Genomic DNA, 26,207 nt, shown 5'->3' on the forward strand with positions numbered 1-26,207 from the left:
ATTCTACGGACAGGCGCCCGGCTTCACAAGGTTGCGCGCCGTCCCCTTGCCCGGGATTCAAAGGCGCCAGTTTGCCGCGCGAGCATGTCGCCGAAATGTCAAATCCGTAAAGAAATGTAAAGCGTGATGAACGCCGCGTGGCTAAACTCCCTGTTTTGTAGCGAGTTTGTAACCCGGGGCGGCGGGCGACTGACAGGGCAGGGTGCATATGCTAGAGTCCTCGCATCAACCCCTATGGTGTTTTTGCCATGGACACGCAAGCATATAAAAGGATAACAATGGATTCGCAAGCCAAGCCGACATCGAACGTCAACCCACCGAAGCGCAGCCGCCGCAGTAAAGTCGTCGGCGGGGTGATTGCGGTCGCCGTGATGGCGGCGCTGGGTGGCCTGGCCTGGTATTTGACCCATCAGCCGCCGGCGCCGGCGCCAGGGGCGGGCGGCGCGCCCGGTGCGGGCGGCCCGGGAGGTCCCGGCGGTCCGGGAGGGGGCGGAGGCGGAGGTGGCGCCCGGCGCGGTGCCCCAGCGACCACGGTTGGCGTGGCGACCGCGCAGAAAGCCGACATTCCGGTGACCCTGGACGCGCTGGGCACCGTGACCGCCGCCGCCACCACCACCGTTCGTCCGCAGGTATCGGGCATTTTGCAAAAGGTGCTGTTCAAGGAAGGCCAGATGGTCAAGGCCGGCCAGGTACTGGCGCAAATCGATCCGCGCCAGTTTGAAATGGCGCTGCTGCAGTCCAGCGGCCAGCGCCAGCGCGACGAGGCGCAGCTGGAAAACGCCAAATTGACGCTGCAACGCTATCAAACGTTGCTCAAGCAGGATTCGATCGCCCGCCAGGACGTCGATACGCAGGCCGCGCTGGTCAAGCAGCTCGAAGGCACGGTCATGACCGACCGCGCCGCCGAGGGCACCGCCAAGCTCAATCTGGGCTACACCAAGGTGATCGCGCCGATCACGGGCCGGGTGGGCCTGCGCGTGGTCGATATCGGTAACCTGGTCGGCTCGGGCGATTCCACCGGCATCGCCGTGATTACCCAGCTGTCGCCGATCGACGTCGAATTCTCGATCCCGCAGGACAGCGTGCCGGGCGTGATGCAGCGTGTGAACGACGGCGCCGACTTGCCGGCGCTGGCGCTGGACCGCACCCGCACCAATACCCTCGACAGCGGCAAGTTCGCGGCGATGGACAACCAGGTCGACACCCAGACCGGCACGGTCAAGGCCAAGGCGCGCTTCGCCAACGCCAAGTCGACGCTGTTCCCCAGCCAGTTCGTCAACGTGCGCCTGGAACTGCGCACCATCAAGGATGCCGTGATGGTGCCGGTGAACGCTGTGCGCCATGGCACCAAGGGCGATTTCGTCTGGGTGCTCAAGGATGACAAGAGCGTCACCATGCGCACCATCACGCGCGGCGAGGCGACCGTCGACAAGGTGCAGATCGCGAGCGGCCTGCAAGCGGGCGAGCAGGTGATCACCGAGGGCGCCGACCGCCTCAAGGAAGGCGCCAAGGTGACCCTGCCGGGCGCTGGTCGCCGCGGACAAGGTGCTGGCGCTGGCGCGGCCGCCGGTACGCCGGCCGCCGCCGCTGAAGGCGCGTCGGCTCCGGCCCACGAACGTCGTCACCGCAAAGAACAGGGCGCCGCACAATAATGAGTCCATCCGCTCCATTTATCCAGCGGCCGGTGGCGACTTCGCTGCTGATGCTGGCGATCGTGCTGGCCGGGCTGGTCGGCTTCAAGTTCCTGCCGCTGTCGGCGCTGCCGCAGGTCGATTTTCCGACCATTCAAGTGCAAACGCTGTACCCGGGCGGCAGTCCGGAAGTGATGGGCCAGACCGTGACGGCGCCGCTGGAGCGCCAGTTCGGCCAGATGGCCGGCCTGCAGCGCATGAGCTCCACCAGCGCGGCCGGCGTCTCCATTATCACGCTGCAGTTCGGCCTTGGCCAGACGCTGGAGGTGGCCGAGCAGGAAGTGCAGGCGGCCATCAACGCCGGCTCCTCGCTGCTGCCGACCGACCTGCCGGCGCCGCCGATCTACGCCAAGGTCAATCCGGCCGACGCGCCGGTGCTGACCCTGGCGATCACCTCCGACACGATGCCGCTGACCGAGGTGCAGAATATCGTCAACACGCGCCTGGCGCTGAAAATCAGCCAGGTTTCCGGCGTCGGCCTGGTCACGCTGAGCGGCGGCCAGCGTCCTGCGGTGCGGATCCAGGCCGACACCAACGCGCTGGCGTCCTACGGCCTCGGTCTCGATACGCTGCGCACGGCGATCACCGCCGCCAACGCCAATGGCGCCAAAGGCAGTTTCGACGGACCGACCCGCGCCTACACCATCAACGCCAACGACCAGCTGGTGGCGGCCTCCGACTATCAGAACCTGATCCTGGCGTACAAGAACGGCTCCCCGGTGCGCCTGTCCGACGTGGCGCAGGTGGTCGACAGCGCGGAGAACGTGCAACTGGGTGCGTGGTCCGGCAACAAGCAGGCCATCATCCTCAACGTGCAGCGCCAGCCGGGCGCCAACGTCATCGCCACCGTCGACGCCATCAAGGCGCGCTTACCGGAGCTGGAGGCGGGCCTGCCCGGCGCCATGAAGCTGGAGGTGCTGAGCGACCGCACCACCGGCATCCGCGCCTCCGTCAAGCACGTCGGCATGGAGCTGGTGCTGGCGGTGCTGCTGGTGGTGCTGGTGATTTTCGCCTTCCTGCACAGCATCCGCGCCACCGTGATCGCCAGCCTGTCGGTGCCGATCTCGCTGATCGGCACCTGCGGCGTCATGTATCTGCTCGGGTATAGCCTGAACAACCTGTCGCTGATGGCGCTGACCATCGCCACCGGCTTCGTGGTCGACGATGCGATCGTCATGATCGAGAATATCGCCCGCTACATCGAGGAGGGCGAGACGCCGATGGCCGCTTCGCTCAAGGGCGCCAAGCAGATCGGCTTCACCATCATTTCGCTGACGGTGTCGCTGATCGCGGTGCTGATCCCGCTGCTGTTCATGGGCGACGTGGTGGGCCGGCTGTTCCGCGAGTTTGCGATGGCGCTGGCGATCACGATTTTGATCTCCGCAGTGGTGTCGCTGACGCTGGTGCCGATGATGTCGGCCCGCTGGCTCAAAGGCCACGGCGAGGAAAAGCCGAGCCGCTTCGCCGTTCGCTTCCAGCATTTCTTCGACTGGGTGATCGGCCATTACGACCGCGCGCTGATCTGGGTGCTGAAACACAGCGGCCTGACGCTGTTGGTGGCGCTGGCGACGCTGCTGCTGACGGTGCTGCTGTATGTCGTGATCCCGAAAGGGCTGTTCCCGACCCAGGACACGGGCCAGTTGCAGGCGCGCCTGGAGACCGGCAAGGCCGTTTCCTATGCCAAGATGGCGGAGCTGCAGCAGCAGGCCGCGCGCCTGGTGCTGGAGGACCCGGACGTGGCCACGCTCAGTTCCGTGGTCGGCGTCGACGCCGCCAACAACACCATGCTCCATACCGGCAGCATGCTGATCAACCTGAAGCGCGATCGCACCGGCAGCCAGCAGGAGACCATGGACCGCCTGCGCAACCGCGTAGCGACGATCCCCGGCCTGACCTTGTATCTGCAACCGACCCAGGATCTGACCATCGACGCCGAAAGCGGGCCGACCCAGTTCCGCGTGTCGATCGAAGGCGCGGACAACGCCAGCGTCAACGAGTGGGCGACCAAGCTCGCGGAGCAGATGCGCACCAAGAAGGAACTGCGCAACGTGGTCTCCGACGTCGGCGCCAGCGCCAACGCCGCATATATTACTGTCGACCGCGATACCGCCTCGCGCCTGTCGGTCACCGCCGCCTCGATCGACGATGCGCTGTACAGCGCCTTCGGCCAGCGCATCGTCTCGACCATTTTCACCGAGACCAACCAGTACCGCGTGATCCTGGAAGCGAAAAGCGACGACATCACCACCCCGCAGGACCTCGGCAATCTGCAACTGCGCACCGGTTCCGGCAAGGCCACGCCGCTGTCGGCGCTGGCCACCATCAGCGAGCGTCCGGCGCCGCTGCAGGTGACGCACGTGGCGCAGTATCCGGCCACCACACTGGGCTTCGATACCGCTCCGAATGTCTCCCTCGGTACGGCGGTCGACAGCATCAAGCAGGCCGCCGCCGAGATCAAGTTCCCGCCGTCGGTGACGTTGACCTTCCTCGGCGCTTCCGGCGCCTACCAGGCCTCGTTGTCCAACCAGCTCTGGCTGATCCTGGCGGCGGTGGTCTGCGTCTACATCGTGCTGGGCGTGCTGTACGAAAGCTATGTGCACCCGCTGACGATCCTGTCGACATTACCGTCGGCCGGCGTGGGCGCCTTGCTGGCGCTGCTGATCAGCGGCCAGGACCTCGGCGTGATCGGCATCATCGGCATTATTCTGCTGATCGGTATCGTCAAGAAAAACGCGATCATGATGATCGACTTCGCCATCGACGCCGAACGTGACGGCGGCAAGTCGCCGCGCGAGGCGATCCACCAGGCCGCGCTGCTGCGCTTCCGTCCCATCCTGATGACGACCCTCGCAGCGCTGTTCGCCGCCGTGCCGCTAATGCTCGGCTGGGGCGAGGGCGCCGAATTGCGCCGCCCACTGGGCCTGGCGATCTTCGGTGGCCTGATCGTCAGCCAGCTTCTGACGCTGTTCACGACGCCGGTCATTTACCTCGGCTTCGATAGCCTGGCGCGTCGCTTCGGCGGCGGCAAGCCGAATCCACCGGCAGCGAAACCAGCGCCGGCGCAAGGTGGTGCGCTGTGAACCTGTCGTCGCCATTCGTCAAGCGGCCGATCGCCACCGTCCTGCTGACGGTCGGCATCGCGCTGGCCGGCATCGGCGCGTTCTTCGTGCTGCCGGTGGCGCCGCTGCCGCAGGTCGATTTCCCGATCATCACTGTCAATGCCAACCTTCCAGGCGCCAGTCCGTCGACCATGGCCAGCAGCGTCTCGACGCCGCTCGAACGCCATCTGGGCGTGATCGCCGGCGTCAATGAAATGACGTCCAGCTCCAGCACCAGCTCCGCCAACATCACCTTGCAGTTTGATTTGAACCGCAATGTCGACGCGGTGGCGCGCGAGGTGCAGGCGGCCATCAACGCCAGCCGCGTCGATTTGCCCGCCACGTTGCGCAGCAATCCGACCTACCGCAAGGCCAACACTTCCGGCTCGCCGGTGATGATTCTGGCGCTGACGTCCAAAACGCGCACGCCGGGGCAGATTTACGACGCCGTGTCCAACACCGTGCTGCAACGCCTGTCGCAGGTGACCGGCGTGGGCGACGTGGAGCTCGGCGGCGGTTCGCTGCCGGCGGTGCGGGTCGAACTCAATCCGTATGCGCTCAACCGCTACGGCCTGTCGATGGAGGACGTGCGCGCGGCGATCCAGGCCACCAACGCCAACCGTCCGCGCGGCTCGCTGCAGGGGCAGGGGCGCCGGCTGCAGATCTACACCGAGTCGGCCAACGCCAGCGGCGGGCGCAACGCCAGGGACTACCAGGACCTGGTGGTCGGCTGGCGCAACGAGACGGCGATCCGCCTCAAGGACGTGGCCGAAGTGGTCGACGGCGTCGAGGACGTGAACAATCTGGGCCTGTTCAACGGCCAGCCGGCGATCGTGGTGCTGATCCGGCCGCAGGCGGGCGCCAACGTGATCGAAACGGTTGACAGCGTGCGCGCGCAGCTGCCGGCGTTGCAGGCGCAAATGCCGCCCGACGTCAATATCGCCATCGCCAGCGACAGCACCAATTCGATCCGCTCCTCGCTGCACGAGATCGAGGTCACGCTGATCATCTCGATCCTGCTGGTGGTGCTGGTGGTGAGCGTCTTCCTGCGCAACCTGCGCGCGACCATCGTGCCGGCGGTGGCGACGGTGGTGTCGTTGCTGGGGACTTTCGGCGTGATGTACCTGCTCGGTTTCAGCCTTAACAACCTGTCGCTGATGGCGCTGACCGTGGCCACCGGCTTTGTCGTCGATGACGCCATCGTGGTGCTGGAAAATACCCAGCGCCACATCGAGGCTGGCATGGACCGCTTGTCGGCGGCGCTTCTCGGCGCGCGCGAGGTGGGCTTCACGGTGCTGTCGATTAGCCTTTCGCTGATCGCGGTGTTCATTCCGCTGCTGTTCATGGGCGGCCAGTTCGGCGCGCTGTTCAAGGAGTTTGCCATCACCTTGTCGGCGGCGGTGATGATTTCGCTGGTGATTTCGCTGACCACGACGCCGATGATGTGCGCCTGGCTGCTCAAGCCGGACCAGCATGGCAAACCGCCTGGCCGCGTGGCGCGCTTCTTCGAGGCGGGCTTCGACAGGATACTCAAGGGCTACGAGCATAGCCTCGACTGGGCGCTGTCGAGCGTCTGGCTGGTGATGCTCAGCCTCGTTTTTGTGATCGGCCTGAATGTCTATCTTTTCGCGGCCATTCCCAAGGGCGGCTTTCCGCAGCAGGATACGGGACAGGTCAGCGGCGGCATCCGCGCCGACCAGAGCATCTCGTTCCAGGCCATGCAGGGCAAACTGCGCCAGCTGGTCAACATCATCAAGGACGATCCCGATGTCGCCACGGTGGTGGGATTTACCGGTGGACGGCGCGCCGGCGGTGGATTCATGTTCATTAACCTGAAGCCGGCCAACGAACGCACCGTGGCGGGCAACGCCGTGATCGCGCGCCTGCGGCCCAAGCTTGCGAAGGTGACCGGCGTGACCCTGTTCCTCAGCCCCGTGCAGGATTTGCGCTCGGGCGGGCGCTCGGCCAACGCCAACAACCAGTACACGCTGAAAAGCGACAACGAGGCCGATTTGAAGAAATGGGCCACCAGACTGGCGGACGCGATGAAGGCCAAGAAGTCGATGGTCGATGTCGACAGCGACCAGGCGGAAAACGGTGTCGAAACCTTTGTCACGATCGACAAGGACAGCGCCTCGCGGCTTGGCGTGTCGGCCAAGGATGTCGACAACGCCTTGTATAACAGCTTCGGCCAGCGCCAGGTGGCGACCATCTACGGTGAGGTGAACCAGTACCACGTGATCATGGAAGTGGCGCGCGACTACAGCCGCAGTCCGGAATCGCTGAAGGACGTGTACGTGCCGTCAAAGGGTCTGCCGGCGCCCACCGCCAGTAATCCGAGCGGCGCGCCGACGGCTGCCACCACCACGAGCACGACCGCCAGCACGACCGCCACCGGCACGGGAAGCGCCACCAGCACCGCCAGCACGGCCAGCACGGCGACCGCCGCCAATGTCGCGGCGCCGGCGGTCCGGGACGCGTCGTCCGGTTCCGCGCTGAGCACCTCGGCCACCACCATGGTGCCGCTGTCGGCCCTGGCGAAGTTCGCCGAGAGCTCGACGGCGACGTCGATCAACCACCAGGACGGGGAACTGGCGACCACCATCGCCTTCAACCTGGCCGACGGCGCCAGCCTGTCCGACGCCACCGCGGAGATCGCGGAGGCGGAGGCGGAGATCGGCATGCCGAACAATGTGCGCGGCAGCTTCGCCGGCGCGGCCAAGTCGGCGCAGGAGAGCAACAAGTCGCTGCCGCTGCTGATCCTGGCGGCCATCGTGGTGATCTACATCGTGCTTGGCATTCTGTACGAAAGCCTGGTCCATCCGGTGACCGTGTTGACCACCTTGCCGTCGGCCGGTGTGGGCGCGGTGCTGGCGCTGCTGATCTTCAAGATGGAATTCTCGACGATCGCCTTGATCGGCATCTTCCTGCTGATCGGCATCGTCAAGAAGAACGCCATCCTGATCATCGACTTCGCGCTGGAGGCGGAGCGCTCGCGCGGGCTGTCGCCGCTCGAAGCGGTGCGCGAGGCCTGCCTGCTGCGCTTCCGTCCCATCCTGATGACGACACTGGCCGCCGCCCTGGGCGCGCTGCCGCTGGCGATCGGCTTCGGCGAGGGCTCGGAGCTGCGCCGGCCGCTCGGCGTGGCCATTATCGGTGGCCTCATCGCCAGCCAGTTGCTGACGCTTTTGACCACGCCGGTGGTCTACATCCTGATGGACAAGCTGCGCCGCCGCGGTCCGTCCGAACAACAACTCAGTAAAATCCACAGCGATCCGTCGCCGAGCACACCATGAGCAAACACGCACCAACCATCCTTCGCCGAACGCCGCGCCACCGGGCGATCGCGCTTGCCGTGTTGGCGGCGCTGGCCACCGCCGGCTGCGCCGTGGGCCCGGCCTACAAGCTGCCCGAGACGCCATCGCCTGCTGCCTTCAAGGAAACCGCAACCGACGCCGAGAAAGCCGCCGCCGGATGGACCGCCGCCGCGCCGGCCGACATGCTCGAACGCGGCCCGTGGTGGCAGCTGTTCAACGACCCGTTGTTGAACCAGCTGGCCGAGACCATCGAGGTCTCGAACCAGAACGTCGCCATCGCCGCCGCCAATTACGCGCAGGCGAGGGCGCTGGTCGGCGAGCAGCGCGCCGCGCTGTTCCCTTTGGTCGATTTGAACGGCAGCGCCGCCCGCTCCGGTGGCGGCGGCAACACGCAGAACGCCAGCCAGTACCGCGCCAACATCGGCGCCAGCTGGGAGCCCGATATCTGGGGCAGGCTGCGCGCCGGCACCAACAGCGCCCAGGCCAGCTTGCAGGCCAGCGCCGCCGACCTGGCGGCCGCCCGCTTGTCGGCGCAGGGCGAGCTGGCCACCAACTACTTCCTGCTGCGCCAGGCGGATGCTGAAAAAGCGCTGCTCGACGCCACCACCGAAGGTTATGAGCGGGTGCTGCAGATCACGCAAAACCGTTTCGACGCCGGCGTCACCACCAAGTCGGACCTTCTGCAGGCGCAGACCCAGTTGGCCAACGCCCGCATCGACCAGGTCACGCTGGTGCAGCAACGCGCCACGCTCGAACACGCGATCGCCGTTTTGCTGGGTAAGGCCGCGAGCGACTTCGCGCTGGCGCCGGCGCCATGGAACGTGACTGTACCGGACGTGCCCACGGGCGTCCCTTCGACCTTGCTGCAACGCCGCCCGGACATCGCTTCGGCGGAGCGCTCGGTGGCCGCCTCCAACGAGCAAATCGGCATCGCGCGCTCGGCGTACTTCCCGAGCCTTAGCCTGACCGGTTCCTATGGCGTCGGCTCGAACGCGGCATCTGGCCTGTTCAACGCCTCCAACAGCCTTTGGTCGCTGGGACTGTCGGCGGCGCAGACGCTGTTCGACGCCGGCGCCACCAGGGCGCGCGTGGCCGGCGCCGAAGCCGCGCGCGACGCCGCCATCGCCCGTTACCGCCAGACCGTACTGACCGCGTTCGCCGACGTCGAGAACCAGCTGTCGGCCACCAGGGCGCTGGCGCAGCAGCAGGACCTGCGCAGGATCGCTTCCGAGGCGGCCGACCAGGTCGAGGTGCAGATGCTCAATCGCTATCGCGCCGGCCAGGTTGGCTACACCGACGTGGTGACCGCCCAGACCACAGCGCTGAACGCGCGCCGCGCGCTGGTGCAATCGCAGGCCGATCGCCAGACCACCGCGATCGCGTTGATCCAGTCGCTGGGCGGCGGCTGGCATACTGCAAGCGAGTAGCAGGCGAGTAGCAGGCGAGTAGCAGGCGAGTAGCAGGGCGGAAGGGCGCATACGGGGCCGCGCGCGCTTGGATTTTGGGCGCGACCTTTGTATAATCATCTGGCAAGATGGAGACAAATGCCACATTCCCTGCTGCCCGCATCGTTTTGTCGTGTAGCAGGCGGCGGGCCCCGACGGTTGGTTTAATGCCCCGATGACGAAACGCCAGCTTTCCAACGCCATAGCCTCCCCGATCGCCGCCGCCGACAGCGCGCAGGCCCGTTCGCCCGCACCGCCGGTGCCGGTGGTGGGTATCGGCGCCTCGGCCGGCGGCCTGGATCCGATTTGCGAATTCCTTGTCGCGGTGCCGTCCTCCAGCGGCTTGGCCTATGTCGTCGTGCAGCACCTGGACCCGCTCCACAAAGGCATGCTGCCGGAATTGCTGCAGCGCGTCACGCCAATGAAGGTGGTCGAGGTGGCCGACCGCATGCCGGTGGAAGCGGACCATGTTTACGTGATTCCGCCGGACCGTGACCTCGGCTTCGAAGATGGCCGGTTCGCGGTGCTGCCGCCGTCCGGGCAGCGCGGCTTTCGCTTGCCGATCGATAGTTTCTTCCGCGCGCTGTCCCATCATGCCCGCGAGCGCGCGGTCGGTGTCGTCCTTTCCGGCATGGGCGTGGACGGCACCCAGGGATTGGCTGCGATCCGCGAGAACGGCGGGCTGACCATGGCGCAGCCGCCCGGTGCGGCGCGTTTCGATCCGATGCCGCTCAGCGCCATCGGCGCCGACGTGGTCGACATCGTCGCGCCGCCATCCGACATGCCGGCGCATATCGCCGAGTGGGGCGGCGGCCACGATGGCGGGTTGCCGTTGCAGGCGACGGCGCACCGCGAGGCGTTGCAGCAGTTGTTCCTGCTGCTGCTCAAGCAGACCGGCGCCAATTTCTCGGACTATAAACTGAGCACCGTCATGCGCCGCATCGAACGCCGCATGAAGCTGTGCCAGTGCGCCTCGTTGGGCGCCTACGTCGGCTTCATGGGCGCGAATCCGGCCGAAGTCGAATTGCTGTTCAAGGAATTGCTGATCGGCGTGACGAACTTCTTCCGGGATCCCAAGGTGTGGGAATACCTGATGGCGAGCGCGCTGCCGCAACTGCTGGCGGAGCATCCCGAGGGCGCAGCCTTCAAGGCCTGGGTGCCCGCCTGCTCCACCGGGCAGGAGGCCTATTCGCTGGCGATCGCCTTTAACGAGGTGCTCGAACAGCTGCGGCCCGCAGCGCGCTACACGCTGCAGATCTTCGCCACCGATCTTGACGAAGACGCCATCGACCGCGCGCGCCAGGGTATCTTTAACGCCGCCATCGAGGCCGATGTGTCGAGCGACCTGCGGCAGCGCTACTTCATGCCGGCCGAAAATGGCGGCTATCGTATCCGCAAGGACGTGCGCAACATGATTATCTTCGCGCGCCAGAACATCATTTCCGATCCGCCGTTCACCAAGCTCGATATCCTTTGCTGCCGCAACCTGCTGATTTATTTCACCGCAAAGCTGCAGGAACAATTGATCCCGCTGTTCCACTACGCGCTCAAGACCGGCGGCCTGCTGATGCTCGGCAGCGCCGACACCCCCGGCCATTTCAACGAACTATTCGCGCCGATGACCGGCGCTGGCCGCATTTACCGGCGGCTGGACGCGTCCATCCACCGCGTGGCCAACTACTTCCCCACGCGTGTCAACAGCGTGTCGATCCCTTCTGCCAGCGAGCCTGTCAACCCATCCATGAACGGAAACCTCCAAACCCAGGTCGAGCAGCAGCTGCTTAAAAAGCACACGCCGGCCGCCGTCCTGCTCAACGTCCATGGCGACATCCTGTACATTCACGGCCGCACCGGCGCCTACCTGGAGCCGGCCGCCGGCAAGGCCAACTGGAACATCCACGCGATGGCGCGCGATGGCCTGCGCCATGAACTGGCCGACCTGCTCAAGCGCGCCGCGCAGAGCGACGGCATGATCGCCGTGCGCGGCCTGATACAGCGCGACGCGGCGGGAAAACCGTCGCAGGCGCTGGACCTGACGGCCGAAGCGATGCCGGAATCGGGCCCGTTGTCGGGCACCTTGATGCTGACCTTCACCACGGTGCCGCTGCCGCCGGAAAAGCGCCGTTCGCGCTCGGCCAACCCGCAGGTGCTGGAGCTCGAGCAGCAACTGGCGCAGGCGCGCCTGGAGATCCAGGCGGTGCGCGACGAGATGCAGGCGTCGCGCGAGGAGCTCAAGTCGGCCAACGAAGAACTGCAGTCGACCAACGAGGAGCTGCAATCGACCAACGAGGAGCTGACCACGTCCAAGGAGGAGATGCAGTCGCTGAACGAGGAACTCTACACCGTCAACGCCGAGCTCCAGTCGAAGGTGGACGATCTGTCGGTGGTCAACGGCGACATGAAAAATCTGCTTAACAGCACCGACGTGGCGACCATTTTCCTGGACAGTAAGCTGCGCATCCGCCGCTTCACCGACCAGACCACGCAAATCTATAAGCTGATCCCGAGCGACGTCCAGCGGCCGCTGGGCGACATCGTCAACGACCTGCTGTACCCGGAGCTGGAGGCCGACGCGCAGGAGGTGCTGCGCACGCTGGTGTTCTGCGAAAAGCAGATCCCCACCCGCAGCGGCGGCTGGTACACGGTGCGCATCATGCCGTATCGGACGGTGGAAAACGTGATCGATGGCGTGGTGGTCACCTTCATCAACATCACCGAATCGAAACTGCTGGAGGCGCAGCTGCGCTCGATGCAGCAAGGGCCGGGGCCCGCATGAACAAGCGCCACCGGCCCGAACTCGATCCCGACCGGTTGCGCTACGTGGCCGAGCAGGCCGTCGCCGCGCTATCGAAGACCGGCCGTCCGCCGCCGGCCGACGCCGACAGCGAAACGCTCAAGCGCTGGCACGAACTGCAGGTGAGCCAGATCGAACTCGATATGCAGAACGTCGCGCTGGCCGAGGTGCAGACGGAGCGCGACCTGGCCGAGCGGGCGCGCGAGCACTACGCGGTGCTGTACGACCAGGCGCCGGCCGGCTACGTGTCGCTGGACCCCGAGGGGCGCATCACCCGCGCCAACCACGCCGCAGGCGATTTGCTCGGCTGCCGCCGGGAGGAGCTGCATGGCCGCTCGTTCGAGCAGTACGTGGCGCCGCAAGCGCAGGCCGGCCTGCGCCGGTTTCTGGCCGAGCTGCTGGTGGGCGGACAGAGGGCGGTGCTCGAGGTGCCGTTGTTCTCGGCGCAGCCCGGCGGCGTCCAGCGCCAGGTGCATATCGAGGCCAATCTCGATGTCGCCGCCCGCAAATGCCGCATGATCCTGACCGACATCGGTACCGCCGACGCCCGCGAGGCGGCGCGCCGACGCGCCTTCCAGGTGATCGACAGCATGGGCGAGGGCGTGATGGTGTGCGACATTGAAAAACGCATCGTCTCGGTCAATCCCGCCTTCACCACGCTGACCGGCTATCCTGTGGAGGAGGCGCTGGGCCGCGATCCGCGCTTCCTGGGCCGGTCCGGCGCCCATCCGGTGGGTTACCACGCGGAGGCGATGCGCTGCCTGTGCACCTATGGCAGGTGGCAGGGCGAAGTGTTCAATCGCCGGCGCGACGGCACGCCCTACGTTGCGGCCATGTCCCTGACCGTGATCCGCGACGAGGAGGGCGCCATCAGCTACTTCATCGGCGTGTTCTCGGATATCACGGCGCGCCAGCGCGCCGAAGCCGATCTGCTGAAATTGTCGCGCGAGCTTGATCGGCGGGTGGCGGCGCGCACCGCCGAACTGACCGAAGCGAACCGGCTGCTGATGCTGGAGGTGGCCGAGCGCAAACGTACGGAGGCGGCGCTGCAGGAATCCCGCGACCAGTTACGGAAACTGGCCGAGCACCTGGAGACGGTCAAGGAGGATGAGCGCAAGCGTATCGCCCGCGACATCCACGACGAACTGGGGCAGAACATGCTGGCGCTGCGTATCGATATCTCGATGCTGAGCGCCCGCACGGGCCAGCGCCACGCGCGCCTGCACCGGCGCGTGAATGGTGTGTTGGAGAATCTCGACACGACGATCCGTAGCGTCCGCGGCATCATGAACGAACTGCGTCCGGCGGTACTGGATCTGGGCCTGCAGGCGGCCATGGAGTGGCAAGCCGTCGAATTCCGCAAACGCACCGGCATGAGCTGCGCACTCACCTTGCCCGATGAGACGACCTTTGCGACGATCCCCTCCGATCTGGCGATCGTGCTTTTCCGCGCGATGCAGGAGGCGTTGAGCAATGTGCGCCGCCATGCGCACGCCAGCCATGTCGACATCGTGCTCGCTGCGCGCGGCGGGCGCCTGGTCTTCAGCGTGGCCGACAACGGCATCGGTATCGCGCCCCATCAACGGGGCAAGAGCGAGTCCTTCGGTTTGATCGGCATGGCACAGCGCGTGGCGGCACTGGGCGGCAGCTTCGAGGTGAGCGAGTACGCGCCCGGCGGCGGCTGCACCTTGACGCTGGGCTTCGACCTGGCGGGCGAAGACGGCGCGGCTTAGCGGCGGCGGAATGCGCAAAAAGCGTTTTCAGCCCTCCGCATAAGGAATATACTGCCGCTGGAACTCAATCAGGGGCTTTTATCTTGTTAAAATATCTAGTGCTGCCGGCCGCTATCCTCGGCGCGGCGGTGGCTCACGCCGACGAAGGGCAGTGGCAGCCATACCAATTGCCACAGCTGAAATCCGAACTACAACGCATCGGCATCACCATCCCGGCCGAAAAACTGGCCGACCTCTCCAAACATCCGATGAGCGCCATTGTCGCGCTGCCCGGCTGCTCGGCGTCGTTCGTTTCCGACGCCGGCCTGGTGGTCACCAACCACCACTGCGCCTATGGCGCCATCCAGCGCAACGCCACGCCCGAACACAATTACATCGTCGATGGCTTCCTTGCCAAGACCCGCGTGCAGGAGCTGCCGGGCGGCCCGAATTCGCTGGTCTATGTGACAGACAAGGTGGAAAACGTCACCGCGCGCGTGCTCGAGGACGTGACCTCTTCGATGAGCGGCAAGCAGCGCCACGAGGCGGTGGAGAAAGCCGTCAAGGCGTTGATCGCCGAATGCGAAACCGACAAGAGCTACCGCTGCTCGGTGCCGGCCTTCCATCGCGGGCTGGAATACTACCGCATTCGCCAGATGATGATACGCGACGTGCGCCTGGTCTACGCGCCGCCCGACATGATCGGCAACTACGGCGGCGACGTCGATAACTACGAGTGGCCGCGCCATACCGGCGACTTCGCCTTCCTGCGCGCCTACGTGGGCAAGGACGGCCGCCCGGCCGATCCGTCGCCGGACAACGTGCCATATCAATCGAAGGACTTCCTGGTGCTGTCGGCCGAGGGGCTGAAGAACGGCGATCCGGTGCTGCTGGCCGGTTACCCGGGCCGCACCAGCCGCTATAAGCTGCCGTCGGAAATCCGCGCGGCGCGCGACGTCGGCTACCCGGCGCGTGTCGCCGAGATCCATGCCGATCTGGATGTCATCGCCGCCGCCACCAAGGGCAACCCGGCGGCGGAAGTGCGCTACGCCAGCGTCGCCAAGAGTCTGAACAACGTGATGAAGAAATCGCAGGGCCTGATGGACGGCTTCGCGCGCAAGGACATCGCCGCTGTCAAGGACGCGCAGGATGCCGAATTCCGTACCTGGTACGCCGCGCAGAAAGACGTGTCGAAAACGCTGCTGTCCGAGCTGGACGCGGTGATCGCGGCCGATATCGCGCTGGCCGACGAGGAATTCGGCTACAGCGTCGCCACCACCGGCGAACTGCTGAAAAGCGCCAATACGCTGTATCGCCTGGGGTTGGAAAGCGCAAAGCCGGACGCCGAACGCGAAACCGGATTCCAGCAACGCGACGCCGCCTTCATCAAGGCGCGGCTGAATCGCCTGGAGCAGTCGTATGTGGCCGAGGTGGATCAAGCGCGTTTCGTCGCGGCGCTGCGGCGTTACGCCAAGCTGCCGAAGTCGATGCACGTGGCGGGCCTGGACGCGATGCTGCCGGCGCCCGAGGCGGTGCCGGCGTTGTATGCGACGACTGGCCTTGGCGACACCGCCACGCGGCTGGCGTGGATCGGCAAGGATGCCGCCGCCGTCAAGGCGTCGGACGACCCGTTCATGCAACTGGCGTCAAAGCTGGACGACGCGGCGCAGTCGCTCAAGGAACGCCGCAAGGACTTGGACGGCAATCTGGAACGCGTGATCCCGCGCTACATGGAAGCCGTCATCGCGTGGAAGAAATCGCAGGGCAAGCCGGTGTATCCGGATGCGAATGGCACCTTGCGCGTGACCTATGGCACCGTGGCGCCGTATTCGCCGCGCGACGGCATCAGCAAGGGGCCGTTCACCACCGTTGAAGGCATCGTTGAAAAGCATACCGGCAAAGATCCGTTCATCGCGCCGCAAAAGGAGCTCGACGCCATCAAAGCCAAGCGCTATGGACGCTTCAAGGACGCCATCCTCGGCACCGTGCCGGTGGACTTTTTGAGCAGCGCCGACACCACCGGCGGCAACTCCGGCTCGGCGGTGATGAACCGCAGGGGCGAGCTGATTGGCCTGAATTTCGATTCGACCTATGAATCGATCACCAAGGACTGGTACTTCGACCCTGCCATCACCCGCGCTATCCATTTGGATATCCGGTATATGCTGTGGGTGATGAGCGAAGTCGATCATGCCGACAATCTGCTCAAAGAGATGACCATCAAATATCCGGCGAAGAAATAATGTACGAATTATCGGTTCTGTTGGGGTACCTGAATTTGCCGCTGCACCTGGTGGGATTCGCCACGACCCCATTGGAACTGGTGTCGTTCATGCTGTCGGTGGCCACGGTGTGGCTCAACATCCGCCAGAGCCATTGGGCCTGGCTGTTCGCGATCATTTCGTCGGCCACTTATGGCCTGGTGTTCTATGGCTCGCGGCTGTACGGCGACATGGGACTGCAACTGGTGTTTATCACCGTCTCGTTCTACGGCTGGTATCAGTGGCTGCACGGTGACGATCGCCACGAAAAGCTCGCGGTCACCGCGCTCGACGCGCGCGGCCGCTGGATCGCCGTGGCGGCATGGCTGGCCGCCTTTGTGTTGCTGGCGTGGTTTCTCAAGACGTACACCGATACCGACGTGCCGCGTTCCGATGGTTTCCTGACGGCCGGCAGCCTGGTCGGACAATTGCTGCTGTCGCGGAAGAAGGTCGAGAACTGGCATGTCTGGATCGTTGTCGATGTGCTGTATGTCGGACTTTATCTGCATAAGCACCTGATACTGACGGCGATTTTGTACGCGGTCTTCGTCGGCATGGCGGTGGTCGGCCTGCGCACCTGGCAGCAGTCGGCCGGCATCGGCAGCGGCAGCGGCGGTGACGGCAAAGGCGACGAGACCGGCGGCCGCAGGCTGGTACTGGAATGACATCGGCGGCGTTGCCACGGCGCGTGGCGATACTGGGCACGGCTTCCTCCGGCAAAACCACTTTGGCGGCCGCGCTGGCGCAGCGCTATCGGACTGTCTGGGTGCCGGAGTATCTGCGTGAATTCGTCGATGTGCAGGGACGGGTGCCGGTGGCGCAGGACCAGTTTCACATCGCCAGCACACAGCGTGAACGTGAGGACGCTGCGGCGCGGGACGCGTGCGGGTATCTGTTCTGCGACACCGCGCCGTTGATGACGGCGGTCTATAGCCGTCATTATTTCGGCGGTATTGACGACCAGCTGGCGCGGCTTGCCGATGGGCATAGTCGCGACTATGCGCTGACGTTGGTGACCGCGCCGGATATTCCGTGGGTTGCCGATGGCTTGCAGCGCGAGTGCGAAGAAGTCAGTGTGACCATCAACCGTCTGTTGATGGAGGAGCTGGCGTCACGCGCGATACCGTATGTGCTGGTGTCCGGCGATCTTGTACAGCGGTTGGCGCAGGTGGAGCGGTTGCTGGAGACGGCCCTGTAATCCGCCATCGCCGAACCGCCCCGCCAATCACGCGTTACAGGTCGAACTGCGCCGATACGCGGAACGTGCGCGACGCTCCCGGCATCAAATACCCGCCCAGATCCTGCGTCACATCGCGCCAGTAGAACTTGTCCAGCGCGTTGTTCACGCTGGCGCGCAAGATCGTCGAAACGCCTGCGATGCGCGTGGCATACGACGCTCCCAAATTCAGCACATGGTAGCTTGGCACGAACACCTGGTTCTCAGGATCGAAAGCCTTCTTGCCCGAGTACTGCCAGTTCGCGTTCAGCGCCAGACCTTCGATTTGCGGCACCGCATAGTCCGCATACACCGACGATTTGAAAGCGGCGACGTTGGTCACGCGCTTGCCGTCCAGGCTAGCCAGGCCTGTATCGCTTTGCCTGGTGTTCAGCGCCGTGGCAGACACGCCCACCGTCAGATCGCGCGTGGCGCGGCCGTTCAGCGCCATTTCCAGGCCACGGTTCTTCGCTTCGCCATTGCGAACGAAGAAATTCCCCGCATCGGTATATTCCAGTCCTTTGCGGATCTCGAACAGCGCGACGGTGGCGCTCAGGTCCGGACGGATATCGGCTTTGATACCGACTTCCACCTGCCTGGACTTGGACGGCGACAGCGCCTGGCCCTCGTTCCTGGTCTGCATAGGCGCAACGCCGCCAAGCTCCAGGCCCTGCGCGTAGGATGTATAGAGCGAGACGTTGGGACGCAGGCTGTAGACCAGCGCCACATTCGGCAGCCAGAATCCGGCGTCGGTGTTCGTATCCGGCAGCAGCACGCCATCGTCGTTGTACCCAACGTATTGGACACGTTTGACCTGCACGTAGCGCGCGCCGGCGTGCAGCTTGAGCTGCGCGTTCAGACTGACGATGTCCTGCGCGAACAGCGAGCGTTCGTTGCCATGGCGGCGCTCCGATACCGGGCCGCTACTGCCCGGCGCCGGCGCCACGACGACCGGGTGATAGATATTGCTGACGCCCGAGTAGTCGTACAGGTAGTCGCCCCATTTTTCGCTGTTTTTCTGGAACGACGCGCCGCCCGTGAACGCATGCGCCACCGCGCCGGTGGCGAAGCGGCCTTGTACCAGCGCCTGCACCGTCAGCGGCGATTTCTTCTCGCCCAGGCTGATGTAGTTATAGACGTCGTAGTCGCCGTTGCCGCAGTAGCCAGGATAGAAGTCCGGACCGCAGCCGTACGGGAAGGCGGTGTAGTCGTCGCGCTTGAAGTGGTGCTGGTTGGCGCTGACCGTGGTGCTCCAGTCGGACGAGAACTTGTATTCGAAGCGCGCGCCGATGTTGCTGGTGGTCGTTTCCACCGGACGGCTCCACGGTTGATCGTTGAGCATCGTGTCCGCATCAACCACCGGCAAGGTGGTGTTGTCCAGCAGCTGGAAGCCCGGCGCGGTCAGTTGGGACTTGCGCTGGTAGTCGGCGTCGATCTGCAGCAGCGCCTGTGGCGAGATGCGCCAGTCGAAGGCGGCGGAGACGAACTTGCGGTTGCCGTCCGCGCCCTTGATGTAGGAGCGCAGGCGCTCGCCGGCGACGTTGACGCGGTAGCCGAAACGATCATCCTCGAAACGCCCCCCGACATCGACGGCGCCGTACAAGGTGCCGCGCTCACGCGCTTCCAGCACGACGGTGCGCAGCGGCGTATCGGTCGGGCGCTTGGTGACGTAATTGATGATGCCGCCCGGCGCCGAGACCCCGGCCTCCAAGCCGGACAGGCCCTTGAGCACTTCCAGGCGTTCCTTGTTTTCCAGCGGGATCTGGGTGTCGCCGGGGATCGCCATGCCATCCTTGCGGTAGCTGGACGCGTTGTCGAGCTTGAAGCCACGGATAGAGAATTGCTCGGCGTAACCGACGGCGTTGTACGAGTCGCTCAGGCTGGCGTCGAACCTGGCGGCGTCGGTGGTCGAGCGGATTTGCAGGTCGAGCATCTGTTGTGCCGTCAGCACGCTGACCGAGGCCGGCGTTTCCAGCAGCGGGGCGTTGCCGAAGCCTGCGACCGAGGCGGTGTTGGCGCGCGTCTTGGTGGCGCTGACGATGACTTCCGGCATCGACTGCTCGGCGGCGGCGTCGGCTGCCCCGGCTGTCGAGTCGGCGGCAACGGCGGCGCCGGAAAATGCATGGAACACCGCCAGGGCGATGACGGAAACTGCGAATTTTGGTGTGGACATGTCTGCTCTCTACTTGTTCTCGGCTGGAAGCCGCGAGGAGAGCCATCAAAGGAGGGGAGAACTACTTTGCGCTTTCCTTCGCTGGCATTATCCAGATCAGGTACGAAGGGTATCTCTCACCCGGAACAATATGTCCAGGACCCCTAGCGAGCCGGAAGTGTATCACAGCTGTCGATACGCCTGCGCGTAAGTGTGCGCTCGCGTGCGGTGGCGTGCGACGCGTTTTGCGCCGCGCCGATAGACTGCTGATTTGCGCCGCACGGCGCCAATGAAGCAGTCACAGCATATGTGGAGGCGGCGGTATGTCCTGTTCGTCAGTGCATTTCGGCGCCACTTTGCTGGTTCGTGCTAGCGAAAGGAGTGGAATGAGGCAGTCGTATCATGAAGGAAGCTGGTTTGCGGTGCCGTTGCTCGACGGTGGCTACGGTTGGGGCCTGGTCGCGCGGCTATCGCCCGGCAGCAAAATCATGCTGGCCTATCTGTTTGGGCCCAAACTCGACAGGTTGCCGGCGATCGAAGAGCTTCTTACCCTGCAGCCGCAGGACGCCGTCAAGGTGCTGCGCGTGGGTGACATGGCGCTGGCCAGTGGTCACTGGCGCGTGCTTGGCGAAGCCCCGGACTGGAATCCGGCGCAGTGGCCAATGCCACAATTCCTGCGCCGCGCCGACGCCCTCAAGCGCGCCTGGCGCGTGACGTATTCCGACAACGATCCGAGTCGTTCCGAACGGGAAGAATCAGTGCCCTACGATACGCCGGGTCTGGAGGCCGACTCGCTGTACGGTTACGGTTCGACCGAATTGCTGCTCACCAAGTTGCTCGAATCGCGCGAGCATCCGATCAACCGGAGCAGCTGACGTTCCAGGCGACGTATTCGCCACGGTGCTTGCGTACGGCGACCGTGGCGACCGTGTCGCGGTCGCTTTCAAACACCAGGCCGAACATCAGCGGCGCCCCCGCCGTCGCGGCCGCCGGCTTCAGCGCGGCCAGCCGGAAGGTGAGGGCGCGTTGCCGTGCGCACTGGGAGTTGCCTGCGAACAGTAGCCGGGCGCGTATCAGCAGCTCGCGGTGCTGCCTCAGCAATGCCACCGCATCGGCCGGCGGCACGGCCTGATCCATCAATACCGTATATCTGGCCGCCTGGCATGGGATGTTGGGTTGCGCCAGCCATACGTACCATTGCGGCGCCTCGGCCGCGTCGGTCCAGCGCTCGCCCTTGGGCTTGGCCGCGTCGTAGATAAAGCTGGAGCGGATTTGCCGGCACAGATCCGGCGCCGACCGGCGTGGCGCGGAATCGACACGGGCGATCACGTTCCATGGCTTGCCGCGCTGGCGCTCGACCTCGAACGCGGGCGCGAACAACGGCGCCGCACCCCAGGGCCGCTGCGGTTGCGCCGCATTGCGAGCGCGGAAAAATTCATCGAACGAGTCGCGTTCCTCGGCGCTTGGCTCGCGCTGCTCGATGCGCTGTTCGATGCGTTGCTCGACACGCTGCTTTGGCGCCGCGCCGGCGCCGGTGGTCAGCGCTAGCAGCAGCGCCGGCACCATCGCGCCGGCAAAAAATCGTAGACCTATCGGGCTGCCCGGCATCAGACGGCCTTCATGGCGATCTGGATTTCCAGGCCGCCGCCTTCGCGGTTGCTCAGCGTGAGCTCGGCGCCGTGGCGCAGCAGCACGCGGTCGACGATGGCCAGTCCCAAGCCGGCGCCATTGGCCTGGCCGCGCGCGGCGTCGAGCCGTGTGAAGGGTTTGAGCAGTTGTTCGATCTGGTCGTCCGGCACACCGCAGCCATGGTCCGACACCTCGATGACGACGCGGCGGGACGCGCCCGAGCCCTTGACGGCGCACCGGATATCGATCGCGGTGACATCGGTGTCCGGTGTTTTGCCGTAGCGGCGGGCGTTTTCGACCAGGTTGTCGAACACCCGTTTCAGGTCCGTGCTGTTGCCCATCACATGGGCGTCGGCGGCGATGTCGGTGGTCACGCGCACGTCCTGCAAACGCTCGGCTTCGTGCGCGGTGTCGGCCAGCAGTTCGCTGATATCGACGTTGGTGAAGCTCGACGCCTCGGTCGGTTTGGCGTAATCGAGGAATTGGCCGATGATGGCGTCCATCTGGCCGATGTCGGACTGGATGCCTTCCCGCGCCTCGTTCGACAGATTGGCCATCTCCACCTCGAGCTGCATGCGCGCCAGCGGCGTGCGCAGGTCGTGCGAAATACCGGCCAGGATGACGGCGCGGTCGGATTCAACCTGCTGCAGCTGGTCGACCATCTGGTTGAAGCTGCGGTTGGCCTCCATAATTTCGGCCGGGCCGCTTTCCGGCAGCGGGTCCGGCCGCTTGCCCTGCGCGAAAGCGCGGGTAGCCTTGGTCAGGCGGCGCAGCGGCAGGTTGATCAGGCTGGAAATGAAGGCCGCGCCCAGCAGCGACACCACCGACACCACGCTGGCCCAGCCCAGCCACTGGATGCCGGTCAGGCCGCGTATGCGTTCACGTTCGAGCATCAGCCAGTATTGGTCGTCGTCGATGTGGAAGCTGACCCAGAAGCCCGAGACGCCATTCACCTTGGCCGAAAAGCGCGTGTCCGCACCCAGTTTGGCCTTGACCAGCTTTTGGATGTCCGGCATCAGCGCGTTCTTGGGCGGCGGCTCGACCTTGTCGTCCTCCTCCAGCGGGAACACCCGGATACCTTCGTTGGACACCAGGTCGAACAGCAGCTCGCGCCGCAGTTCAGGCGCGGAGTGGGTGAGGGCGGCGTGGGTGATGGTGACCACCGAGATCACCTGCGCGGAGATCTGCTGCACCTGCGGCTCGTGCTGCACCACGCTGATCATGCCGACCCACGCGGTCATGCTGGTCGTCGTCAAGGCGCCGAGCAGGAAGAAGGTGCGCCAGAAAAGGCCGCTTTTCATGCTGGCCAGCCGAAAAGCGAAACGGAACTTCGAAAGAGACTTCATGCGCATCTTCGCGGTTGTCGCGACTTAGCGCGGCTGCCCCTCCGGGATGAACACATAGCCCAGGCCCCAGACGGTCTGGATGTACAGCGGGCTCGATGGATCGGGCTCGATCAGCTTACGCAGGCGCGAGATCTGCACGTCCAGACTGCGGTCGAACACCTCGTATTCGCGGCCGCGCGCCAGTTCCATCAGCTTCTCGCGCGACAGCGGCTGGCGCGCGTGGCGGGCGAATACTTTTAGTACCGAAAACTCGCCGGTGGTCAGCGGCACGGTCTCGCCGTTTTTCTTCAGCGTGCGCGTGCCCAGGTCCAGAACGAACTGGCCGAACTCGAACGATTGCGGCGTTTCCGACGGCGCGCCGGGAATCTCGTCCGGACCGCGGCGGCGCAGCACGGCGCCGATGCGCGCCACCAGTTCGCGCGGGTTGAAGGGCTTGGGCAGGTAATCGTCGGCGCCCATTTCGAGGCCGACGATGCGGTCGACGTCCTCGCCCTTGGCGGTCAGCATGATGATCGGCGTCTGGTCGCCGGCGCCGCGCAGGCGGCGGCAGATCGACAGGCCGTCTTCGCCGGGCAGCATCAGGTCCAGCACCAGCAGGTCGTAGCGCTCGCGCAGCCACAGCTTGTTCATGGCTGTCGCGCTTTCGGCGGTAAAGACGTTGAAACCTTGTTCGGTCAAGTAGCGCCGCAGCAAATCGCGCAGACGAACGTCGTCGTCCACCACCATGATCTTGGCCTGGTGGCCGTGCTGGTTGGCCGAGGTGTTGCCGGATTCAGTCGTTGTGCTAGTCATTTGCTCTGTCAGAATTGTCTTATTGATGTCGCTATGGTAACGTCATATCCGTTTGGCGAAAACGTCTGTGACGACCCATTACAAAGTGTTACAAACTTTACCCAATTGGTCTTACCCGCTCGGTTAAAGCATCATACACTTCAAGCACGGATTAAGCCTTTTAGGAACATCATGTTCATCGATCACAAAAAAATACACGCGGCAGCAAGCGCATCTTTTTGCGTTCGATCCTCCATGGGTTCTTTATTGCTGTGCTGCGGTCTGATGGGGGCGGGGTTGGCCTATGCCGATCCCGGCGACGGACCACGCCGCGAGGAAAATCGGCCTCAGCAGGTCCAGAATCAGCGCCAGGCCGATCCGCGCCAGGCCGACCAGCAGCGCCAGGTCGATCCGCGCAACAGCTATGAGGCCCGTGCCGAAGAACAGCGCCGCGCGATGCAGGAAGCCAGCCGCAACGCCGAGATGAACCGCCGCGTTGGCCGCCTGACGCCGGATGAGCGCCGCGATCTGCGTCGCCAGATCAACGAAGTGGGCCAGGATATTTACGCCAATCCGCCGCGCCGTTAAGCGGCAATTCGGCGGGTTAAATATCAAATCATTATTGATCTGTAACAATAACATCACATTTCCATCGCGTTAGCGTCGAATATTGCTATCTTTTCCTTTGTCTGGGTGTAATATTAATTAATTACACGCAATGCCCTTCGGCCGCGTGACGCCTGGAGGAAAATCGTGGTTCAAGACGTTGCTTCCGCAGCGCCCTTTCCCGTTGACGAGCCATCGGCTCCCGACGCCGGCCTGCCTATCGGCTTGGTCCGCAGAACCGACGGCATTTATATCGACGTTGGCCTGCCGCGACCGGCGCTGATCGCCGCGGTTAATCAGGTGTTCCGCTCCGGCTTCTATTTGGCCGGTCTCAATTATCCGGTGATGATCAAGGCGCTGTACGGTGTCGGCCCCGATCTGGGCGCGGCCCAGGCGGTGCGCTTGTGCGACGACGTGCGCCTGATGGACCCATTGCGCGTGCCCCTCTACAAAAATCCCAAGATGGGCCACGGCTACGCCGAATACTACTTTGAGCCGCTGTTCCTGGACGAGGAAGTGCTGCCCGACGGCACCGTGATCCCGGAACGACAGACCCGCCTGGACGTGGATGAATTTGTCGCCGACATGTGGGGCAAGGGCATACAGTTCGGTATCGATGTGGCGGCGGTGGCGTCGGCGATGGCGGCGTCAAAGCCCGACCGCATCACCTTCGCCACCGATCTGGAACCGGAGCCCGGCCAGAACGCGACCGTGATGGAAGTGTCGTCCGATCTGCACCGCAGCGACGCCCCCAAGGCGCGCGCCGACGGCCGCATCGACCTGCAGAGTTTTCAGAACCGCTTCCCGCAAATCAAAGCCAACGCCAGGCTGCTGAAAAAGGTGCCGTCGGTGCCGGGCGAGCCGGGCTTCGACCTGTCCGGACGCATGACGGCGCCGGAGCCGCCGCAGGATCTGACCTTGCGCTTTTATGCCGGCGACGGCACCGAGGCGCAGACCCTGGAGGACGGCGAATACCTGGTGTCCACGCGCGAGGGTTTCCTGAGCGTGGATTCGAAGTCGAACCGCATTTCCATCACCGACAAAATCGTCAGCCTGGAAGGCGTGAGCGGACGCACCACCGGCAACCTGGAACTGGCCGGCGCTTATGAGGAATACGGCGACGTGCAGGAGCAGCGCGACGTCACCGGTGGCGACATCACGGTGCACGGCAACGTCTACGGCAATATCCATTCGCGCGGCGGCGTCGTGGTGCTGGACAAGAACCTGGTCAGCGGCAGTGTGCAGAACGCACTGGGTTCGATCAGCATCGACGGCGTGGCATCGAATTCGGTGATCCACACCAGCGGCGGCGCGATCACGATCGCGCGCGCGGAGAACTGCGTCATCTCGGGCAGCAGCGTCAAGATCGACGAAGCGTCCAATTGCGAGATCGTCGCCGACGAGGTATCGATCTCGGTGGCCGAGGGCTGCGCGGTGGCCGGCCGCAATGTCGAAATCGAAAGCGCCGGGCCGCGTCGCCGCACCGAGATGGTCATCCATGTGCTGGTGCGCGACGTCAAGCGCTTCGACGAGGAGATCGCCGAACTCGATGCGCGCCTGGCCGACTTCGCGCAGACCATCCTGGACGCCGAGCAGGAAGCCGCGCGCATCGCCGCGCTGCCCGACGTGCGCCGCTACCTGGCGCTGGCGGTCAAGCTGCGCACGCAGGAGCTGACCTTGACGGCCGAGCAGGGCCAGTTCCTGCGCAAGATCGCCGGCGCCGTGGCGACCGAGATCCAGGCCATCGAGCAGTTGAAGAAGGAGGTCCAGGCCGCCCAGACGCAGCAAACGCTGTTGCGCGACCGGCGGGCCCGCGTGATCGACCAGAAGGTGGCTGCGGCCGGCGTGGCGCGCTGCGGCCTGCATATGGTCAGCGGCGAGACCACGGTGCGCACCATGCCTTTCGCGGCCGACGGCGCGTCCTTGACGCTGCTGCCGCCCAAGGAGATCAAGCAGCGCCTGCGCGGCACGCCGAGCGGCGGCGAGATGCTGTTCTGCGACAGCGCCGGCTCGCTCGACTGGCACCTCGACCCGCGTGCGCGCGCACCGGCCGATTAGTGGCCGCATCGCGCGCATGCGCACAGTGCCTCTGCCAACCGCATCGGATACCGCGTTGTGCATACCCTAATGTGCACGCACAATGCCGTGCGTTCATGCTAATCTACAAAT

The 26,207-nt window shown here is 64.9% G+C and carries 16 protein-coding genes and 1 riboswitch; of the genes, 12 read left to right on the forward strand and 4 right to left on the reverse strand.

From position 1 onward, the window contains the following. Positions 1–278: 278 nt before the first annotated feature. The 9 genes from ACZ0BA_RS02930 to ACZ0BA_RS02970 all read left to right on the forward strand — a co-directional run bounded on the left by ACZ0BA_RS02930 (position 279) and on the right by ACZ0BA_RS02970 (position 17,516). Positions 279–1,652, forward strand: coding sequence for an MdtA/MuxA family multidrug efflux RND transporter periplasmic adaptor subunit (locus tag ACZ0BA_RS02930; RefSeq protein ID WP_463449859.1), 1,374 nt, complete (start codon positions 279–281; stop codon positions 1,650–1,652). Further along, positions 1,652–4,771, forward strand: a complete 3,120-nt coding sequence (locus ACZ0BA_RS02935) for an efflux RND transporter permease subunit (protein WP_463449860.1) — start codon at positions 1,652–1,654, stop codon at positions 4,769–4,771. The genes ACZ0BA_RS02930 and ACZ0BA_RS02935 overlap by 1 nt, the downstream gene beginning before the upstream one ends. Next, positions 4,768–8,085: an efflux RND transporter permease subunit gene (locus ACZ0BA_RS02940; protein ID WP_463449861.1), complete on the forward strand. Its 3,318-nt coding sequence runs from the start codon at positions 4,768–4,770 to the stop codon at positions 8,083–8,085. Before ACZ0BA_RS02935 ends, ACZ0BA_RS02940 begins: the two co-directional genes overlap by 4 nt. Beyond that, on the forward strand, positions 8,082–9,533 hold the full coding sequence (locus tag ACZ0BA_RS02945; RefSeq protein WP_463449862.1) for an efflux transporter outer membrane subunit: 1,452 nt from the start codon (positions 8,082–8,084) through the stop codon (positions 9,531–9,533). Before ACZ0BA_RS02940 ends, ACZ0BA_RS02945 begins: the two co-directional genes overlap by 4 nt. Positions 9,534–9,726: 193 nt before the next feature. Continuing rightward, positions 9,727–12,327 (forward strand): chemotaxis protein CheB, encoded by a 2,601-nt coding sequence (locus ACZ0BA_RS02950; protein WP_463449863.1) that lies wholly within the window; start codon positions 9,727–9,729, stop codon positions 12,325–12,327. Next, complete coding sequence (locus ACZ0BA_RS02955; protein WP_463449864.1) at positions 12,324–14,078, forward strand: PAS domain-containing sensor histidine kinase; 1,755 nt, start codon at positions 12,324–12,326, stop codon at positions 14,076–14,078. Before ACZ0BA_RS02950 ends, ACZ0BA_RS02955 begins: the two co-directional genes overlap by 4 nt. Before the next feature lie 83 nt (positions 14,079–14,161). Beyond that, the gene (locus ACZ0BA_RS02960) at positions 14,162–16,300 is read left to right on the forward strand and encodes a S46 family peptidase (protein ID WP_463449865.1); all 2,139 of its coding nucleotides are present in this window, start codon (positions 14,162–14,164) and stop codon (positions 16,298–16,300) included. Further along, positions 16,300–16,983, forward strand: a complete 684-nt coding sequence (gene pnuC / locus ACZ0BA_RS02965; protein ID WP_463449866.1) for a nicotinamide riboside transporter PnuC — start codon at positions 16,300–16,302, stop codon at positions 16,981–16,983. Before ACZ0BA_RS02960 ends, pnuC begins: the two co-directional genes overlap by 1 nt. Continuing rightward, the gene (locus tag ACZ0BA_RS02970; protein WP_463449867.1) at positions 16,980–17,516 is read left to right on the forward strand and encodes an AAA family ATPase; all 537 of its coding nucleotides are present in this window, start codon (positions 16,980–16,982) and stop codon (positions 17,514–17,516) included. The genes pnuC and ACZ0BA_RS02970 overlap by 4 nt, the downstream gene beginning before the upstream one ends. 34 nt (positions 17,517–17,550) lie before the next feature. On the opposite strand, the gene ACZ0BA_RS02975 is transcribed toward ACZ0BA_RS02970, so the two are convergent. Then, positions 17,551–19,707, reverse strand: coding sequence for a TonB-dependent siderophore receptor (locus ACZ0BA_RS02975; protein ID WP_463449868.1), 2,157 nt, complete (start codon positions 19,705–19,707; stop codon positions 17,551–17,553). 56 nt (positions 19,708–19,763) lie between these two features. Beyond that, a riboswitch (TPP riboswitch) is annotated at positions 19,764–19,862 on the reverse strand. A 210-nt stretch (positions 19,863–20,072) separates the two neighbouring features. On the opposite strand from ACZ0BA_RS02975, the gene ACZ0BA_RS02980 reads away from it, so the two are divergent. Further along, positions 20,073–20,561: an Imm26 family immunity protein gene (locus ACZ0BA_RS02980; protein WP_463449869.1), complete on the forward strand. Its 489-nt coding sequence runs from the start codon at positions 20,073–20,075 to the stop codon at positions 20,559–20,561. Here the strand turns inward: ACZ0BA_RS02980 and ACZ0BA_RS02985 are convergent. Genes ACZ0BA_RS02985 through ompR form a run of 3 tightly spaced genes read right to left on the reverse strand, consistent with a single transcriptional unit; the run spans position 20,545 to position 23,453 of the window. Continuing rightward, positions 20,545–21,294 (reverse strand): hypothetical protein, encoded by a 750-nt coding sequence (locus tag ACZ0BA_RS02985; RefSeq protein WP_463449870.1) that lies wholly within the window; start codon positions 21,292–21,294, stop codon positions 20,545–20,547. The genes ACZ0BA_RS02980 and ACZ0BA_RS02985 overlap by 17 nt on opposite strands. Next, a complete protein-coding gene (locus ACZ0BA_RS02990; protein ID WP_463449871.1) occupies positions 21,294–22,661 on the reverse strand; it encodes a sensor histidine kinase in 1,368 nt (455 codons plus the stop codon). Before ACZ0BA_RS02990 ends, ACZ0BA_RS02985 begins: the two co-directional genes overlap by 1 nt. A 24-nt stretch (positions 22,662–22,685) precedes the next feature. Beyond that, positions 22,686–23,453 carry an osmolarity response regulator transcription factor OmpR gene (gene ompR / locus ACZ0BA_RS02995; RefSeq protein ID WP_463449872.1) on the reverse strand — a complete coding sequence of 256 codons (768 nt, stop codon included), beginning with the start codon at positions 23,451–23,453 and terminating at the stop codon, positions 22,686–22,688. Positions 23,454–23,687: 234 nt separating this feature from the next. Between ompR and ACZ0BA_RS03000 the strand changes: the two genes are divergently transcribed. Further along, positions 23,688–24,020, forward strand: coding sequence for a hypothetical protein (locus tag ACZ0BA_RS03000; protein ID WP_463449873.1), 333 nt, complete (start codon positions 23,688–23,690; stop codon positions 24,018–24,020). Between the two features lie 165 nt (positions 24,021–24,185). Beyond that, the gene (locus tag ACZ0BA_RS03005; protein ID WP_463449874.1) at positions 24,186–26,096 is read left to right on the forward strand and encodes a flagellar assembly protein A; all 1,911 of its coding nucleotides are present in this window, start codon (positions 24,186–24,188) and stop codon (positions 26,094–26,096) included. The last annotated feature ends 111 nt before the right edge of the window (positions 26,097–26,207 follow it).

The organism is Duganella sp. AC917, from assembly GCF_979258245.1.

Bases quoted from the DNA above. Each gene is read 5' to 3' on its own strand.
- ACZ0BA_RS02930 (WP_463449859.1), top strand. From the start codon at position 279: ATGGATTCGCAAGCCAAGCCGACATCGAACGTCAACCCACCGAAGCGC.
- ACZ0BA_RS02935 (WP_463449860.1), top strand. From the start codon at position 1,652: ATGAGTCCATCCGCTCCATTTATCCAGCGGCCGGTGGCGACTTCGCTG.
- ACZ0BA_RS02945 (WP_463449862.1), top strand. From the start codon at position 8,082: ATGAGCAAACACGCACCAACCATCCTTCGCCGAACGCCGCGCCACCGG.
- ACZ0BA_RS02950 (WP_463449863.1), top strand. From the start codon at position 9,727: ATGACGAAACGCCAGCTTTCCAACGCCATAGCCTCCCCGATCGCCGCC.
- ACZ0BA_RS02955 (WP_463449864.1), top strand. From the start codon at position 12,324: ATGAACAAGCGCCACCGGCCCGAACTCGATCCCGACCGGTTGCGCTAC.
- pnuC (WP_463449866.1), top strand. From the start codon at position 16,300: ATGTACGAATTATCGGTTCTGTTGGGGTACCTGAATTTGCCGCTGCAC.
- ACZ0BA_RS02970 (WP_463449867.1), top strand. From the start codon at position 16,980: ATGACATCGGCGGCGTTGCCACGGCGCGTGGCGATACTGGGCACGGCT.
- ACZ0BA_RS02975 (WP_463449868.1), bottom strand. From the start codon at position 19,707: ATGTCCACACCAAAATTCGCAGTTTCCGTCATCGCCCTGGCGGTGTTC.
- ACZ0BA_RS02980 (WP_463449869.1), top strand. From the start codon at position 20,073: ATGAGGCAGTCGTATCATGAAGGAAGCTGGTTTGCGGTGCCGTTGCTC.
- ACZ0BA_RS02985 (WP_463449870.1), bottom strand. From the start codon at position 21,294: ATGCCGGGCAGCCCGATAGGTCTACGATTTTTTGCCGGCGCGATGGTG.
- ACZ0BA_RS02990 (WP_463449871.1), bottom strand. From the start codon at position 22,661: ATGAAGTCTCTTTCGAAGTTCCGTTTCGCTTTTCGGCTGGCCAGCATG.
- ompR (WP_463449872.1), bottom strand. From the start codon at position 23,453: ATGACTAGCACAACGACTGAATCCGGCAACACCTCGGCCAACCAGCAC.
- ACZ0BA_RS03000 (WP_463449873.1), top strand. From the start codon at position 23,688: ATGGGTTCTTTATTGCTGTGCTGCGGTCTGATGGGGGCGGGGTTGGCC.